The sequence below is a fragment of the Streptomyces sp. NBC_01261 genome, from assembly GCF_036226385.1.
Lineage (GTDB): Bacteria > Actinomycetota > Actinomycetes > Streptomycetales > Streptomycetaceae > Streptomyces.
Genome location: NZ_CP108463.1, coordinates 1,976,702 through 1,992,588, shown reverse-complemented (window position 1 = coordinate 1,992,588; position 15,887 = coordinate 1,976,702). Strand labels below are relative to the sequence as shown.

At 70.9% G+C, this 15,887-nt stretch carries 14 protein-coding genes and 1 pseudogene; 8 read left to right on the top strand and 7 right to left on the bottom strand.

All coding sequences use genetic code 11. The features are described 5' to 3' along the window. Positions 1-86: 86 nt before the first annotated feature. Genes OG226_RS08730 through OG226_RS08720 form a run of 3 tightly spaced genes read right to left on the bottom strand, consistent with a single transcriptional unit; the run spans position 87 to position 2,140 of the window. On the bottom strand, positions 87-320 hold the full coding sequence (locus tag OG226_RS08730) for a 4-oxalocrotonate tautomerase family protein (RefSeq protein WP_329348506.1): 234 nt from the start codon (positions 318-320) through the stop codon (positions 87-89). A 41-nt stretch (positions 321-361) separates the two neighbouring features. Further along, the gene (locus OG226_RS08725; protein WP_329348505.1) at positions 362-1,309 is read right to left on the bottom strand and encodes an SDR family oxidoreductase; all 948 of its coding nucleotides are present in this window, start codon (positions 1,307-1,309) and stop codon (positions 362-364) included. Positions 1,310-1,354: 45 nt separating this feature from the next. Beyond that, positions 1,355-2,140, bottom strand: a complete 786-nt coding sequence (locus OG226_RS08720; RefSeq protein WP_328676147.1) for an SDR family oxidoreductase — start codon at positions 2,138-2,140, stop codon at positions 1,355-1,357. A gap of 164 nt (positions 2,141-2,304) precedes the next feature. Here OG226_RS08720 and OG226_RS08715 point away from each other — a divergent pair, with 164 nt between their 5' ends. From OG226_RS08715 to OG226_RS08700, 4 genes are all read left to right on the top strand, one after another. Continuing rightward, on the top strand, positions 2,305-3,210 hold the full coding sequence (locus OG226_RS08715) for a helix-turn-helix transcriptional regulator (protein WP_329348504.1): 906 nt from the start codon (positions 2,305-2,307) through the stop codon (positions 3,208-3,210). A gap of 345 nt (positions 3,211-3,555) precedes the next feature. Continuing rightward, entirely contained in the window at positions 3,556-5,067 is a 1,512-nt protein-coding gene (locus tag OG226_RS08710; protein ID WP_329348503.1) for a pyridoxal phosphate-dependent decarboxylase family protein, read from the top strand. Further along, on the top strand, positions 5,064-5,309 hold the full coding sequence (locus OG226_RS08705) for a hypothetical protein (RefSeq protein WP_329348502.1): 246 nt from the start codon (positions 5,064-5,066) through the stop codon (positions 5,307-5,309). Before OG226_RS08710 ends, OG226_RS08705 begins: the two co-directional genes overlap by 4 nt. A 164-nt stretch (positions 5,310-5,473) precedes the next feature. Then, positions 5,474-5,752 carry a hypothetical protein gene (locus tag OG226_RS08700; protein ID WP_329348501.1) on the top strand — a complete coding sequence of 93 codons (279 nt, stop codon included), beginning with the start codon at positions 5,474-5,476 and terminating at the stop codon, positions 5,750-5,752. 104 nt (positions 5,753-5,856) lie between these two features. On the opposite strand, the gene OG226_RS08695 is transcribed toward OG226_RS08700, so the two are convergent. Continuing rightward, positions 5,857-6,531: a lysophospholipid acyltransferase family protein gene (locus OG226_RS08695; RefSeq protein ID WP_329353342.1), complete on the bottom strand. Its 675-nt coding sequence runs from the start codon at positions 6,529-6,531 to the stop codon at positions 5,857-5,859. 263 nt (positions 6,532-6,794) lie between these two features. On the opposite strand from OG226_RS08695, the gene OG226_RS08690 reads away from it, so the two are divergent. Further along, positions 6,795-7,886 carry a LacI family DNA-binding transcriptional regulator gene (locus OG226_RS08690; protein ID WP_329348500.1) on the top strand — a complete coding sequence of 364 codons (1,092 nt, stop codon included), beginning with the start codon at positions 6,795-6,797 and terminating at the stop codon, positions 7,884-7,886. A gap of 54 nt (positions 7,887-7,940) precedes the next feature. On the opposite strand, the gene OG226_RS08685 is transcribed toward OG226_RS08690, so the two are convergent. Together OG226_RS08685 and OG226_RS08680 are read right to left on the bottom strand one after the other, a co-directional pair. Continuing rightward, positions 7,941-9,923, bottom strand: a complete 1,983-nt coding sequence (locus OG226_RS08685) for a WD40 repeat domain-containing protein (RefSeq protein WP_329348499.1) — start codon at positions 9,921-9,923, stop codon at positions 7,941-7,943. Positions 9,924-10,076: 153 nt separating this feature from the next. Beyond that, positions 10,077-10,397, bottom strand: coding sequence for a hypothetical protein (locus OG226_RS08680; protein WP_329348497.1), 321 nt, complete (start codon positions 10,395-10,397; stop codon positions 10,077-10,079). Positions 10,398-10,413: 16 nt separating this feature from the next. Between OG226_RS08680 and OG226_RS08675 the strand changes: the two are divergent. Together OG226_RS08675 and betA are read left to right on the top strand one after the other, a co-directional pair. Continuing rightward, positions 10,414-11,181, top strand: a pseudogene (locus tag OG226_RS08675) (family 1 glycosylhydrolase); the annotation flags it as partial. A 264-nt stretch (positions 11,182-11,445) separates the two neighbouring features. After that, entirely contained in the window at positions 11,446-13,116 is a 1,671-nt protein-coding gene (gene betA, locus OG226_RS08670) for a choline dehydrogenase (protein ID WP_329348495.1), read from the top strand. Positions 13,117-13,295: 179 nt separating this feature from the next. Here betA and purU read toward each other — a convergent pair whose 3' ends face one another. Then, positions 13,296-14,168 (bottom strand): formyltetrahydrofolate deformylase, encoded by an 873-nt coding sequence (gene purU / locus OG226_RS08665; RefSeq protein ID WP_329348494.1) that lies wholly within the window; start codon positions 14,166-14,168, stop codon positions 13,296-13,298. 233 nt (positions 14,169-14,401) lie between these two features. Here purU and OG226_RS08660 point away from each other — a divergent pair, with 233 nt between their 5' ends. After that, positions 14,402-15,871, top strand: coding sequence for an aldehyde dehydrogenase family protein (locus OG226_RS08660; protein ID WP_329348492.1), 1,470 nt, complete (start codon positions 14,402-14,404; stop codon positions 15,869-15,871). Positions 15,872-15,887 lie beyond the last annotated feature (16 nt).

Below are 15,887 nucleotides of genomic sequence, written 5' to 3'. Positions count from 1 at the left end.
GGGACGGGCGAGACCGTGTGGCGACGCTCGTCCCGGGGGCGCTCGGTTTCAAGGGTGTCGGCTTGACCGGGTGGCAGCCGGTGAGGTCAGGCCTCGGTGGTGCCGGTCGGTGTTGGCTCGCCGCCGAGCATGGCGAGGGTCAGCACGTTGCCGGAGATGCCCCAGCCGCCGTCGGGGACCTCTTCGATCAGCACCATGGTGGTGGCGCGGGCGCGCTCGCCGTAGAGCTCGACGTACAGCTCGGTGGTGCGGGTGACGATCTCCTCCTTCTGCTTGGGGGTGAGGCTCTTTTCGAGGACCTTGAAGTTCGCGAAGGGCATGGCTGGTTGTTCCTTTTCTCGGTGGGGTTCTCAGTGGGGTGTCACAGGGAGCTGCCTGCGGTGAGCAGGTTGTCCAGCCCGATGCGGTGGAAGAAGTCGGCGCGGATGCGGTCGGCGACCGCGGAGACGACTTCGCTGCCGTCCCGGCTGGGGTCTATGTGGGTGCGCAGCGGCCTGGTGCCGTGCCGCATCGCGACCAGTCGCGTGACGGCGTCGGCGACCTCGGTCACGTCGGCGTCCGGAGGGGTGAGCGCGGCCAGGCGCTCGCCCAGATCGCTCATCAGGGGTTGGTGACGCCGGTCGTAGGCCTCCGCGCGGTCGGCGTCGGCGGGGGTGCCCGCGTGGGCGAAGTGGTTGGTGCCGCTGGTGAACGCACCGGGCACCACGATCGCGGAGTCGATGCCGAACGGGAGCACCTCGGCGGCACAGCTGACGGCCAGGGCGTCCATCGCGGCCTTGGCGGCGAAGTACGGGGCCAGGAACGGCGGGCAGCCGCCTCGGGTGCTGGAGCTGCCGATCCACACCAGCAGCCCCGAACCCTGCTCGCGCAACGTCGGCAGGGCGGCGCGGTTGACGCGCTGGGTGCCCAGGACGTTCACGTCGTACAGGTCCGCGAACTGCTCGGGGGTGAACGCCTCGGCGGGGCCCAGGACCATGTGTCCGGCGTTGTGCACGACCACGTCCAGCCGGCCGCGCTCGGCGAGGATCCGGTCGATCGCGGCGTCGGCGGAATCCTGGGAGGTGACGTCCAGTTCGACGGCGTGCACGTCGACCTGGTGGTCGGTGCCGTAGCGCGTCAGGTCGGCCACCGCGGTCGCGTTGCGGGTCGCGGTCCGGCGGATGCCCGCGTACACGGTGTGGCCGGCGAGGGCCAGCGCACGCACGGACAGTGCGCCGATGCCGCTGGAGGCCCCGGTGACGAGGACGACCTTCCCGGGTCCGCCCCCTCTTGCGTCCGCCTTGTGGTCCCCTGTTTCTTCGTTCGTCATGACAGCGCCTTTCGTTGATCGAATCGATGGGTGGCCGCGGGCGGTTCAGATGATTCCGCCGTTGGCGCGGATGACCTGTCCGTTGATCCAGTGGCCGGCCGGGGAGGCCAGGAACGCGACGACCTCCGCGATGTCGGCCGGGGTGCCGAGGCGTTCCAGCGGGGGCTGGGCGGACAGGCGGGCGATGGTCTCCTCGTCCTTGCCGTCCAGGAACAGGTCGGTGGCCGTGGGGCCGGGCGCGACGGTGTTGGCGGTGACGTCCCGGCCCCGCAACTCCCGGGCCAGGATCAGCGTCAGCGCCTCGACCGCGCCCTTGCTCGCGGCGTAAGCGCCGTAGCCCGGGAACGCCAGCCCCACCACGGACGTGGAGAACGTCACGATCGCGCCGCCGGGGCGCACCCGGCGGGCGGCCTGCTGGAGGACGACGAACGTGCCGCGGATGTTGGTGCGGTGCAGGTCGTCCAGGACGGCCAGGTCCAGCTCGGCGATCGGAGCGAGTCGCATCCGTCCGGCCGCGTGGACGACTACGTCGACGCCGCCGAACTCCCCTTCCGCCGCGTCGAACAAGGCCGCGACCGCGTGCTCGTCGGCGACGTCCGCGCGCACCGCGACCGCCCGGCCGCCGGCGGTGACGGCCTCCTTCGCGGCGGCTTCGGCCTCGTCCCGGTTGCCGGCGTAGCCGACCACGACGGCGTACCCGTCGGCGGCCAGCCGGCCGACCGTCCGGCGGCCGATGCCGCGCGAGCCGCCGGTGACGACCGCGACCCGGGGTGGGACGGCGGGGGACCGGGCCGAGGCAGCGGTCCCGTCGGGGGAAGTGGGGACAGGCATGGCTGACTCCTGTAGTGGTGGAGGAAGGGGGGCGGGCCGCGGTCCTGCCGTTGCCCTGCTGCGTCCTCCACGATCGGCCGGTCGCCCGTCCGTAGCCAGGGCTGTGTCTACCCAGGGGTTGCCACCCCCTGGCTGCGTTCTGCCGTACGAGCGACCATGGAGAGGTGAACCTTCCCGAACTCGGCGCCTTCCTCAGGACCCGCCGCGACCGCATCCGCCCCGGCGAGGTCGGTCTCCCGCAGGGCCCGCGCCGACGTGTCCCCGGGCTGCGCCGCGAGGAGGTCGCGCAGCTGGCGGGGCTGTCGGCCGACTACTACACCGAGCTGGAACGCGGCAGCGCGAAGAACGGCGTGCAGCCCTCGGCCCAGACCCTGGCCGCCCTCGCCCGGGCCCTGCGCCTGAACGGCGACGAGCGCGACCACCTGTTCCACCTGGCCGAGCGGCCCGTCCCGGCGTCGGCACACGGCCCCTCGGCACATGTGCAGCCCGCGCTCCTCGGACTCCTGGACCGGCTCTCCAACACCCCCGCGCGCGTCATCACCGACCTGCACGAGACCCTGGTCGAGAACGACCTCGCCCTGTCCCTGCTCGGCAGCTCCCCGGCCCGCCGAGGCCCGGCGGCGAGCCTCGTGTACCGCTGGTTCACCGACCCGCGGACGCGCGGGATCTATCCGACCGAGGACCACCCGCACCACTCCCGGGTGTTCGTGGCCGACCTCCAGGCGGCGGCGGCGCGGCGCGGCCGGGACGCGGAGGTCACGAAGATGGTTGCCGTACTGCGCCGCCACAGCCAGGAGTTCGCGGACCTCTGGGACACCCACGACGTCGCGGTGCGCCGCATGGACCACAAGAGGATCGTCCACCCGCTGCTCGGCGTCATCGAACTCGACTGCCACAACCTCCTCAGCGAGGACGGCCGGCAACGCCTCCTGTGGTTCACCGCCCCGCCCGGAAGCGCGGGCGCCGAGCAGCTGGAACTGCTGTCCGTCGTAGGGACCCAGGAGTTGAGCGCCACGGAGGGCACGGCACCGGAGAGCTTCTCCGCGGCGGAACCCGGATCGCAGCGCTGACCCGCACCGCAGCGGGGTGCCCGGATGCGCAACGCACGCGGGCGCGGTTCGATCAACACGCCGGCACAGAGCCTTCCGTCGGGGCGGCACGGCCTCAACACCCGGTGTTCCTGGCCGTGTTCACGGGCAGAGGCAGCGGATGTTCACCGGCTCGGAGAGCTGTCATCGGCCGTCACTGCTCGACCGATGGGGCCGATGGCTACGGCCCCTCGCGGGAGGCCCCGTCGAGTTGCGCGGGTACACGTGTCGGCCGCTGCGCGTGCTCGTTACGATCATGGCCCTCGCTTCGCCGACCAGGGGGTCTTGTGACGACGAAAGGCCCCACGCGCCACCATGGTTCACCGTTTGTACGACCATGCTCCGTCCCGGTTCGGTGAGTTCGACCCGTCCCCGGAGCCGCCCGCGGTTCACGCGAAGGTGCTGCGGGACGAACTCGTGGCGGCGGCCGAGTGGGCCGCCCGGTACCTGAACGAACTGCCCGAGGGCCCGGTGAGCCGTCCGCTGCCTCCGCAGGTGCGGGCCCGGCTGCGGGCGGGTCAACTTCAGCAGCGGGGCGGGGAGTTGGGCGGAGTGCTGGACTTCGTGCGCGGGGAGATCGCGCCGTACCCGACCGGGAACGGGCACCCCGCGTTCTTCGCCTGGGTCAACTCACCGCCCGCACCGGCCGGGATCGTCGCCGACCTGCTGGCCTGTGCCGTCAACGCGACCTGCGGGATGGGCGAGAACGCCCTGATGGATCTGGAACGCGGCACCGTGCGCATGCTCGCCGATCTCGCGGGCCTGCCCGACGGCGCGGGCGGGGTGCTGACCAGCGGCGGCTCCATGGCCAACCTGCTCGCCCTGGCCACGGCCCGCACCTGGTTCCTCACCCGGCGCGGCTCCGCCGACGGTCCCGCCTACGACCGCGACCACGCCCGCCTCACCCTCTACTGCGGCGCCCAGGCGCACATGTCCGTCGCCAAGGCGGCCGCCTGCATCGGCCTGCCCGCCCACCGGCTGCGCCCCGTCGCCACCGACCCGCACGACCGGCTGGATCCTGACGCGCTGCGCGCCGCGATCGCCGCCGACCTGGACGCGGGCCTGCTGCCCTTCTGCGCCGTCACCACGCTGGGCACCACCGCCACCGGCGCCGTGGACCCGCTCGAACCGGTCACGGACCTGTGCCGGAGCATGGGGATGTGGCACCACGCGGACGGCGCCTGGGGCGGACTGGGCGCCGCCGTTCCCGCCCTGGCACCCCACTATGCGGGCGTCGGCGGCATCGATTCCCTCACCGTGGACCCGCACAAAACCCTCAGCGTGCCGGTGGGCTGCGGGGCGTTGCTCGTCCCGGACCCCGAGCACCTGCACACGGCCTTCGCCCACCAGGCGTCGTACCTCACCGCCGGTGAACCGGACGCCTTGCCCTGGCTGTCCCACGCGACGATCGAACTGACCCGCCCCGGCACCCGGGCCCTCGCCCTGTGGGCCACCCTGCACCACCTGGGCCGCGACGGCGTCACCGGCCTGATCGAGCACTACCTCGCCCTCGCCGACCGGTTGCGCGAGCGGATCACCGCCGAACCCCGGCTCCACCTGGTGGCCGGCGGCCCGTGGCCGGTCGCCTGCTTTCGGATCACCGACCCCGACGACTCTGACGCCGACGCCCTCCACACCCGCATCGCCCGCCGGGTCCAGGACAACGGGCGCGCCTACCTCGCCACCGTCGCCGTCCACGGCCGCACCGTCCTGCGCGCCGCCCTGTGCAACTACCGCACCACCACGGACGACCTCGACCTCCTGATCCGCGAGGTCCTCGACGCCGCCGACGCCGAACACTCCGCCCCCGGAACCGATCAGCCACCGCGGCATCGGTGACCACCGACCGACAGCCGCCCTCGACCTCGCTGGACCGGACCGATCCGCCTGACTCGGCGGTGGACCGGTCAGGCGGCCGGAGGGGCCACGCGTGGAGCGCCGTGAAAGACCTGACCGGTGTGGCGGCGCGGTGGCCGGCCGCGACGGGGCGGGCGGCGAACTATGCCGTGCTCTGGGCCCACGGCTGCGGGCTGCAGGACGGTCACCCGGACATGCCGGAGGCCCATCCGGTCAGTGCCTAACTCGCCCGCCGCGCAAGGGCGTTCGTGGTCTCGGTGGAGTACCGGCTCGTACGCGACGGCGTCCACTACCCGGTGCCGATCGACCATGTCCACGCGGCCTGGTCCTGGCTGAGCAAGCACGGCCTGCCGCCCGAACTGGACGGCGTGAGCGTGCGCCCGACGCGTTGCTGCCGGCCTACCCGTCCGCGTACTTCCCGGTCCCGGCGCGTTTCGCATCCCAGCAGATCGAGGGCATGGCCCACAACTACGCAGGCAGGATCACCGACTTGCCCACCGACGCGCTGCCCGGCGCCACCCGACTCGACGGTCTGTCGCCGACCTGCATCGTCCTGTCGAGCCACGACGACCTACGCCCCTCGGGGGAGCTGCTCGAACGCCAGTTGGCCGAGGTGAAGGTGCCCGTGCCCCCTACCTGGCCGACGGAATGCTCCACGGACATCTGAACCTCACCAAGTCCCCGCCGTAGATCGGGAGTTCACTCGACTTCCTCGCCGGGGCGCTGGGCGGGACGACCACCCGCGACACACTGTGACCTGACCCGTCCGCCTCACACCTGAGGGTTCGACACCCTGCGGGATGAGGGCAGTTGACCGACCGCCTGCTGCCAGGCGGCCTCAACTGCCGTACGGGCCTGCACGGTTGCCTCGTCGATGTCGCCGGTGAGGTGGACGGGTTCGCCGAGGTGGACGTGGAGGTCCGGGCGGCGCAGCGGCGCGGTGATGACACCGGCGATCTGCTTGGCCCGCCCGCCGGAGACGATCCGGCGGGCTCCCGCGTGCCCGAGCGGGACGACGGGCGCGCCGGTGGTGAGCGCGAGGCGGGCCAGACCGGTGCGGAAGGTGCCGGGTCCGCGGTCGGCGGAGTCACGGCGGCGGGGGAGCCCGCCCTCGGGGTAGATCACCACGACCCGTCCGGCGGCGAGGGCCTCGGCCGCCAGGTCCAGGGCAGCCGCCGCGCTGCCGCTGCCCCGGTGGACCGGTATGTGGCCCTCGCGGGTGAGCCGGCGGCCGAGTACGGGGATCTTCCACAGTCCCGCGGTGGCGAGGACGACCGGTTCGACGCCCAGCCGGTGCAGCGCGGCCAGGACGAGTCCGGGATCGGCCAGGGCGGTGTGGTTGGGCGCGACGATGCTGCCGGGCGCGATGGTGCGGGCCGTCCCGGCGGTGGTCACCGTCAGGCGGCCGAGGAGGGGGACGACGGTACGGGCGAAGGTGCTGAGCACGTGCTGCTGACTCTCTGATCTGCCGGTGATGCCCGGTGTGCGGACGATCTGTATCGTCACGCGACGGGGCGGCCGAGGGCATGAGTACGCGTACTCACAACACCGGTGGTCCGCCGCCCCACGACTCGGCGCCTTGCTCCTGACCTGGTGAATCCCTAGGGTGAATGCGCTTACATCGCCTGCTCGCATCACGCGCTCACACCCCGTGCAGACATCACGCGCGTACGCCGCGATGCGCACCCACCACATGAGGATTCCGTCCCGTGAGTTCCGTCCCCACCGTGTACGACGTGGCCAACCGGTCAGGCGTCTCGATCGCCACGGTGTCCCGCGTCTACCGCAACCCCGACTCGGTGCGGGCCCACACCCGGGAGCGGGTTCTCTCGGTCGCCCGGGAACTCGGCTACGTACCCAGCGGCAACGCGCGCGGGCTCGCCAGCCGTACCACCGGTGTCCTGGGTCTGTGCTTCCCCGACTGCTCCGATCCGGACGCGGAGGACGCCGACGCCGAGGACGACGACGCGGCGATGCTCTACTCCGACCAGATCATCCGCGGCATGGAACGCACCGCCCGTCGGCACGGCTACGCGCTGCTGATCGCCGCCTCGCCGAAGGGCGGGCCGGAGAGCCTGGTGGCCAAGGTGGCGGGACGCGTCGACGGGTTCGCCGTCATGGCGCGCACCGTGCCGACCGAGGAGCTGGAGGTGATCTCCCGACGGAAGCCCGTGGTGATGCTCGCCGGACCCTGTGAAGGAGACGACCACCTGGACCACCTGGACCACCTGGAGGTCGCCAACTCCGACGGCCAGCAACTGACCCGCCACCTCATCAAGGACCACGGGCTACGGCGCCTCGCGTACATCGGTTCGGCCGAGGAGTCACCGGACGTCGAGGCCCGCTTCCGGGGCTTCCTGGAGGCATGCACCGCGGCGGACGTGGAAACGGCCGACGAACCGGCCCTGCGGATGCCGATGATGCGGCAGGCCGACGGGGCGGACGCGGTGGACGCCCTGGCCGACCGTGACGGCCCGTTGCCCGAGGCGCTCGTCTTCGCCAACGACCAGATGGCCGTCGGCGCCCTGCACGCGTTGCAACGGCGGGGGCTGCGCGTCCCCGAGGACGTGGTGGTGACGGGCTTCGACGGAATCCCGCTCGGCCGGCTCGTACGTCCGGCCCTGACGACGGTGCGTCAGCCCATGCTGCGCCTGGGGGAGCAGGCGGCGGAGCTCCTCGTACAGCGACTCAGCGGAGCGCCGGACAGGGAGCCGGTGTCGTTGATGCTTCCGGTCACCGTCGTACGCCGCGGCAGCTGTGGGTGCGGCGAGGTCGAGGGGAGCGGACCTCAACTGGGTTAGTTCCTGGACGTGTTGTCGACGTGGGCGCGGCCGGTGGGTCCGTACGGGGTTGGTTCACCGCCTCGTGAGGGGGACTCCGACAACTCCGCGGTCGTGTCCGACGATCACGTCGGAACCCGTGGCGGCCAAGCAGGTGATGGCCACATCCAGGGATATCTGCCGCACCGCGCCGGTCGCCGGTTCCCAGACCCGCAGGTCGTGCCGGCGCTTGGTGCCGGTGACCAGGACGGTGCGCCCGTCGTGTGGTGTGGTGGCGGCCATGACCGGCAGGCCTGCGGTGCCCGTCGCGGGAGGCAGACCCTCGCCTACCGCCGTTCCGGTGGACGGGTCCCACAGCATGACTACGCCGCGATCGTCGGCGGTGGCCAGCAGGGTTCCGTCGGGTGTGGGTACCGCCGAGACGGCCGCCACCCGGTGTCCGCCATCGCTGAGCGCGCGGTCCTTCAACTGCACGGCCGCGCCCGGGTCCCAGGGGTCGTCAACGGCCGGGTCCCACATGTGAACGCCGCCCTGGGTGTCCGCGGCGGCGATCATTGTCCGCCCGCCGGTGACCGGGACGGCGGCGAGCGACCGGATCGGACGACCGGAGGGGTTGAGCCGTCCGACAGGTTCCCCCGTGGCTGGATCCCTCAACCTCACCGCGCCTCGGGAGGTGGCGGTGACGAGCAGGGTCCGACCGTCGGCGAGGGGCGCGGTGCACATCCCCGTCACCTCGCCGAGCCAGTTGGCGACGGGTTCGCGAACCGGCCGCCCGGTGACGGCATCCCACAGACCGATCGCCCCGCTGTCGCCCCCGCTCGCCAGAAGGACGCCACCCTCGGCAAGGGGCAGCGCCGTCAACGCGCGGACACGGTCGGGATGTCCGGCCAGCGGCCCATGGACGAGCCGGCCGTCGGCCACGTCCCACAGGCACACCGCGCCCTTGTCTCCGGCGCCAACACAGGCCCCGGCCAAGAGTGTTGGCTCATCGGGGAGGGACACCACCGTCAGTGAGTCGACGCCGCCGGATGCACCCGGTGCGGGATCGGAGAACACGGTTGTACGGCCCCAGGGCGTGCCGTCGGCCGTGAGGAGAGCGTTCCCGTCCTGCCGGAGACGGGGGGTCGCTTCGCCGATCGGTTCGACTGCTGCCGGCCGCACCGCCGTAGCCGAGTTGTCGGTGGCGTCCGCCGATGCCTGCGCGGGGACGCTCTGGGGGCGGGCACCGTCCGGGTTCTCCACCAGGCCGTCGGCGATCGTCCAGGTCTGTTCGCAGTTCCAGCAACGGAAGTGGTCGCTGAGCAGGGCCAGTTGGCGGGCCCATTCGCTTCCGGCCCACTGCGGGGTGCCCTTGGCCGCGACCATCCCGGCGACCAGGCACAGGACGGCAGGCCCCGGTGTTCCGACGGGCACCCCTGCCGCCGCCACCGCACGTGCCACCCGCAGGAAGGGCTCCCATTCCTGCCCCAGGATCTCCCCCTGCAATGCGTCGGCGACCTCACCCCAGGAATGCTGCCCCTGACGGGCACGGTGGTCCGCATCAGGCAACTCGGGTGCCTCGAACGGCGGATGCACCGGGTCCACGAAGAACGTGAGGAGCTCGGTGTCGTACCCGCACCCGGGACACACCAACTGAAGGTAACTTTCCCCCGGTTCAAGGCGCCGCAGCGCCGCGCCGATGTGGTGACCGGCGAAGGCGACGCAGCTCAGGGCGAGTCGGCCGCAGACCTTCGCGGGAGCGCCGGCGTCGAGGAGGCTCCGCGCGGCCGCCCGCTCGGCCAGCCGGAGCGCGGCACTGAACCCCGCCTCCAGATCGGCCGGGACGGGGGGCCTGTCCTCCGCGGTCACGATGAAGCCCATGTCCACCCAGAAGTCCACGGACCGCTCCGGGGGCAACTCCGCTGCCGCCTCGACGAGATGGGGCAGGACCGCGTAGGCGCTGTCGTACACGGTGCCGTCGGCCATCAGGTCGTCAATCATGTAAGTCCAGGTCTGGCGCCATTCATCGTCGGCGCCGGTGACGGCCGTTGAGGCCATCTGCTCCAGGAGCGCTTGCATCTCCTCGGCCGTCACACCGGCGAGGTCACTCCAACGCGGGCTATGTAGAGGCAGTTTCGGAATCATGGAGTGAGTCTCGCAATCAGCACTGACAAGGAGGAGAAAAGGAGAAGAAGGAGACGCGGGAGAGGCGGGGAGAGGCAGGGCGTCCCGTCACGCGCTGTCGGGCAGCAACGCCGTGGCATGGTCGGCGACGGTTGCCGGCGCACGCGGCGCACGCGGCGCGAGCCGCTCCAGCAACGGCAGGGCGGTGACCCAGTCGTCGAGGACGATGACCTGTGCGGCGAGCCTGCGGGCGCGGTCCGGATCGGACAGTTCCGCGAGGGCGACCAGCGCACGGTCTCGGGTCGCGCGGTAGGCGATCGAGCGGGCGAGGACCTCGGCCCGGTCCGGATCGCCGTGCGGGGCGAGTTCCCGGACGACGGCGATCAGCGCCTGGCCTTCCGCCCAGTGGTCGGTGATCGAGTGGGTCACGGTCTCGGCGCGGTCCGGCTCCCGCGCCGAGATCGCCCACTACCGCCGCATGGTCGACGGCGCCCTCGCCCGCGGCCTGCGCCCGATGGTGACCCTCCACCACTTCACCGTCCCGCAGTGGTTCGAGGACCTCGGCGGCTGGACCGCCACCGGCGCGAGCGACGCGTTCGCCCGCTACGTCGAGCAGTGCGCGCCGATCATCGCGAACGGCGTCCGCCATGTCTGCACCATCAACGAACCCAACATGATCACCGTGATGGCGGGCGCAGCCAAGGCCGGTGACCAGGGCTTCCCGCCCGCCAGACTGCCCACCCCGGACGAGGGGACCACCCACGCGGTGATCGCCGCCCACCGGGCCGCGGTCAAGGCGGTGCGCGCGATCGATCCCGCCATCCAGGTCGGCTGGACGATCGCCAACCAGGCCTACCAGGCGCTGCCCGGCGCCGAGGACGTCACCGCCGCCTACCGCCACCCCCGCGAGGACATCTTCATCGAGGTCGCCCGCGACGACGACTGGATCGGCGTCCAGTCCTACACCCGCACCAAGATCGGCGCCGACGGCCCGATCCCCGCGCCCGAGAACGCCGAACGCACCTTCACCCAATGGGAGTTCTACCCGGAGGCCGTCGGCCACGCCCTGCGCCACACCGTCGACGTCGTCAGCCCCGACGTCCCCCTGATCGTCACCGAGAACGGCATCGCCACCGCCGACGACACCCGCCGTATCGACTACTACGCCGGCGCCCTGGACGCGGTCGCCGCCGCCCTCGACGACGGCCTCAACCCGGTCCGCTCCAGCACCCCTTCCGTACGGGCGGCTTCCGCTCCCGGGTCCGACCCCTCCTCGGCAGGGAGCTCTTCAGCATCTGAGCGGCGCGGGGATCCGATCGGGACTCGGCTCGGGACGCGGGGTGGGAAATCGGGACCCGGGCCGGGAAACAGGGCGGAAACCTGGCTCGTCAGGTTGCGTGGCACGCAACCTGGTGCGTATAGCGGTACTCGTATTAGCATGCCTCGCGTATCTACGGCGCGAGCGAGACGAGAGATCATGGCTCCCCTGCAATACGACTTCGTCATCGTCGGCGGTGGATCCGCCGGCAGCGCACTGGCGAACCGGCTCTCCGCGGACCCGGCCCACCAGGTGCTGGTCCTGGAGGCCGGCCGGCCCGACTACCCGTGGGACGTCTTCATCCACATGCCGGCCGCGCTGACCTACCCGATCGGCAGCCGGTTCTACGACTGGAAGTACGAGTCGGAGCCCGAGCCGCACATGGGCGACCGGCGCGTCTACCACGCCCGCGGCAAGGTGCTCGGCGGTTCCAGCAGCATCAACGGCATGATCTTCCAGCGCGGCAACCCCATGGACTACGAGCGCTGGGCCGCCGACGCCGGCATGGAGAGCTGGGACTACGCGCACTGTCTGCCGTACTTCCGGCGGATGGAGAACTGCCTCGCCGCCGATCCCGACGACGAGTTCCGCGGCCACGACGGCCCGCTCGTCCTCGAACGCGGGCCCGCCTCCAACCCGTTGTTCGGCGCGTTCCTCAACGCCGTGCAGGAAGCGGGATATCCGCGCACGGAGGACGTCAACGGCTACCAGCAGGAGGGCTTCGCGCCCTTCGACCGCAACGTCAGCCGGGGCCGACGGCTGTCGGCTTCGAAGGCGTATCTGAAGCCGGTGCGCAAGCGCCCCAACCTCACCGTCACCACCCGCGCGATGGTCACCCGCGTCCTCTTCGAGGGCAAGAAGGCCGTCGGCGTCGAGTACCGGCACCGCGGCAAGGTCCGCCAGGTGCGCGCCCGCGAGGTCATCCTCTGCGGCGGCGCGATCAACTCCCCCCAGCTGCTTCAGCTTTCGGGTGTCGGCAACGCGGAGGAGCTGACCGCGCTCGGCATCGACGTCGTCCACGATCTGCCGGGCGTCGGCGAGAACATGCAGGACCACCTGGAGGTGTACATCCAGTACGCCTGCAAGCAACCCGTCTCCATGCAGCCGTACATGGCGAAGTGGCGCGCTCCCTTCATCGGCCTGCAATGGCTCTTCCGCAAGGGCCCCGCCGCCACCAACCACTTCGAGGCCGGCGGCTTCGCCCGCAGCAACGAGGACGTCGACTATCCCAACCTGATGTTCCACTTCCTGCCCATCGCGGTCCGCTACGACGGCTCGTCGCCGGCCGGCGGTCACGGGTACCAGGTGCACGTCGGGCCCATGTACTCCGACGCGATCGGCTCGGTGAAGATCAAGAGCAGGGATCCGCTGGAGCACCCCGCGCTGCGCTTCAACTACCTGTCCACGGAACAGGATCGGCGTGAGTGGGTCGAGTCGATCCGGGTCGCCCGCAAGCTCCTCAACCAGCCCGCGCTCGCCCCCTACAACGACGGGGAGATCTCGCCCGGGCCGTCCGTGGAGAGCGACGAGGAGATCCTGGCGTGGGTGGCCAAGGAGGGTGAGACCGCTCTGCATCCGTCCTGCACCTGCAAGATGGGCACGGACGAGATGGCTGTCGTCGACCCTGACAGCATGCGGGTGCACGGGGTGGAGGGGCTGCGGGTCGTGGACGCGTCGGTGATGCCGTACGTCACCAACGGCAACATCTACGCGCCGGTGATGATGATCGCGGAAAAGGCGGCGGACCTGATCCTGGCCAAGGAGCCGCTGGCTCCGTCCTCGGCGGTGTACTACCGGCACCGAGGTGCGCAGCGGAAGCAAGCGGGGTGAGCGCCGGGCGTTGAGAGGCTGAGGGTGCCGGGGGTTCTGGGGGCGGCTGCCCCCAGAACCCCCGCTTCGGCCTGAACGGCCTCGTTTTCAGACGCCGGACGGGCTGATGGTGCGGGCCCGTGCCTCCAACTCCCGCTGTCGGAAGCCGTATACAGCGCGCCCCGCACCCACCCCCACCCTCACCGAAACACCACCGTCCGATTCCCGTACACCATCACCCTGCTCTCGCTGTGCCACTTCACCGCGTGCGCCAGCACCTGCGCCTCCACGTCCCGCCCCACCGTCACCAGCTCATCCGGGTCGAGTGAGTGGTCGACGCGGACCACGTCCTGGTCGATGATCTGGCCCTCGTCCAGTTCCGGTGTCACGTAGTGCGCCGTGGCGCCCACGAGCTTCACCCCGCGGTCGTAGGCCTGCTGATAGGGGCGGGCGCCCTTGAAGCTGGGGAGGAAGGAGTGGTGGATGTTGATGGCGTGACCCTCAAGCTGCTTGCAGAGGTCGTCGGAGAGGATCTGCATGTAGCGGGCCAGTACCACCAGGTCGATGTTCAACTCCCTTACCAACTCCAGGAGTCGAGCCTCCGCGTCCGCCTTCGTGTCCCTCGTGACGGGGATGTGGTGGAAGGGGATGCCGTACGTCTCCGCCAGCCCCTCGAAGTCGCGGTGGTTGGAGACGATCGCCGGGATCTCGATGTTGAGGGCGCCGGTGCGCCTGCGGAACAGCAGGTCGTTCAGGCAGTGGCCGAACTTGGACACCATGATCAGGGTCCGGGTGGGGGTGGCGGCGTCCCGGAGGGTCCAGGAGATGCGGTACGCCTCGGCGACCGGGCCGAATCGGTAACGCAGAGTTTCCAGGTCGGCGTTTGGATCGGAAACGTCGAAGTGGACCCTCATGAAGAAGCGGCCCTTGAGTCGATCATCGAATTGCTGGCTCTCCAGGATGTTGCCGGAGTTCCGGACGAGAAAGCCGCTCACGGCATGGACCAGCCCGGCGCTGTCCGGACACGAGAGGGTGAGGACGAATTCGCGGCCAGGGTGCGGACGAGGGGACACGGGCAGCCTCCGTCAGTGCGTCATATCGATGCGTATTGCACAACATGGTGAGCGATACGCAACAAGATGAGGCCGGGCGCCGCTCGCGGTCAAGAGGCGGCCGGGCAATGGGCCGCATGGCGAAATCGTCATCTGCCAACCCCTTGACGTATGTCTGCACATTCGCCAGGGTGTTCCACCACAAGCAATACGGTGCACGATGCGCAACGGAATTCGCTCGAAGGGCTCCACACGTGGCAGACCTGTATGTGGACGGAGAATGGCGCGATGCGGTGGCCGGCGGTCACCGTGACATCCGCTGTCCCGCCGACGGCACGCTCACCGCGACCGTGTCCGAGGGAACGCGTCCCGACACCGAGGCCGCGATCGCCGCCGCCCGCCGCGCCTTTGACGAAGGATCCTGGCCGCGTACCCCGGAGCGGGAGCGGGGCGCGCTGCTGCTGCGTACCGCCGATCTCATCGAGCGTGACGCCAAGGAGTTCGCCCGCGCCGAGTCGTTGGACACCGGCAAGCGGCTGGTGGAGAGCGAGTACGACATCGCCGATGTCGTTTCCTGTTTCCGCTACTACGGCGGGATCGGTGGCACCGACGCGGGGCGGGTCATCGACACCGGCCGGGACGACGCCGTAAGTCGGGTCGTCTACGAGCCCGTTGGAGTGTGCGGGCTCATCACGCCCTGGAACTACCCGCTGCTGCAAGCCAGTTGGAAGGTCGCCCCGGCGCTCCTCGCGGGGAACACGGTCGTCCTCAAGCCGAGTGAGTTGACACCCTCCACCTCGATCCTGCTGATGCGCGCACTGGAGGAGGCCGGGCTTCCCGCCGGTGCCGCCAACCTCGTGCTCGGTGCCGGGCCCGAGGCGGGCGCGCCACTCTCCGAGGACCCCGCCGTCGACATGGTCTCCTTCACCGGGGGACTGGAGACCGGCAAACGCATCATGGCCACCGCCGCCGCGACCGTGAAAAAGGTCGCGCTGGAGCTGGGCGGCAAGAACCCCAACGTCATCTTCGCCGACGCCGACTTCGAGACGGCCGTGGACTTCGCGCTCACGGCCGTCTTCCTGCACTCGGGCCAAGTGTGCTCCGCCGGCGCCCGGTTGATCGTCGAGGACTCGCTGCACGACCGGTTCGTGGACGAGGTCGTGCGTCGCGCGCGGCAGATCCGGCTCGGCGGGCCCTTCGATCCCGAGGCCGAGACCGGGGCGTTGATCTCCGCGCAGCACCTGGAGAAGGTCGAGGCGTACGTCGCGGCGGGCATCGCCGAGGGGGCCGTGCTGAGGTGTGGTGGTGAGCGGCCGGACGAACTCGCCCTCGCCGACGGCCATTTCTATCCGCCGACCGTGCTCGATGCCTGCACGCAGGACATGCGGGTGGTGCACGAGGAGTCCTTCGGACCGGTGCTGACCGTCGAGCGGTTCACCGACGAGGACGACGCCGTACGCATCGCCAACGACACCGAGTACGGCCTCGCCGGCGCCGTCTGGACCCAGGACGCGGGGAAGGCCCAGCGGGTCGCCCGGCGGCTGCGGCACGGCACGGTGTGGATCAACGACTACCACCCCTACGTGCCGCAAGCGGAATGGGGTGGCTTCGGACACTCGGGCGTGGGCCGGGAGCTGGGACCGACCGGCCTGGACGAGTACCGAGAGCCCAAGCACATCTGGCAGAACATCCAACCCCGGCCGCAGCACTGGTTCCGCGGCTGAACGCCGAAAAGAGGTC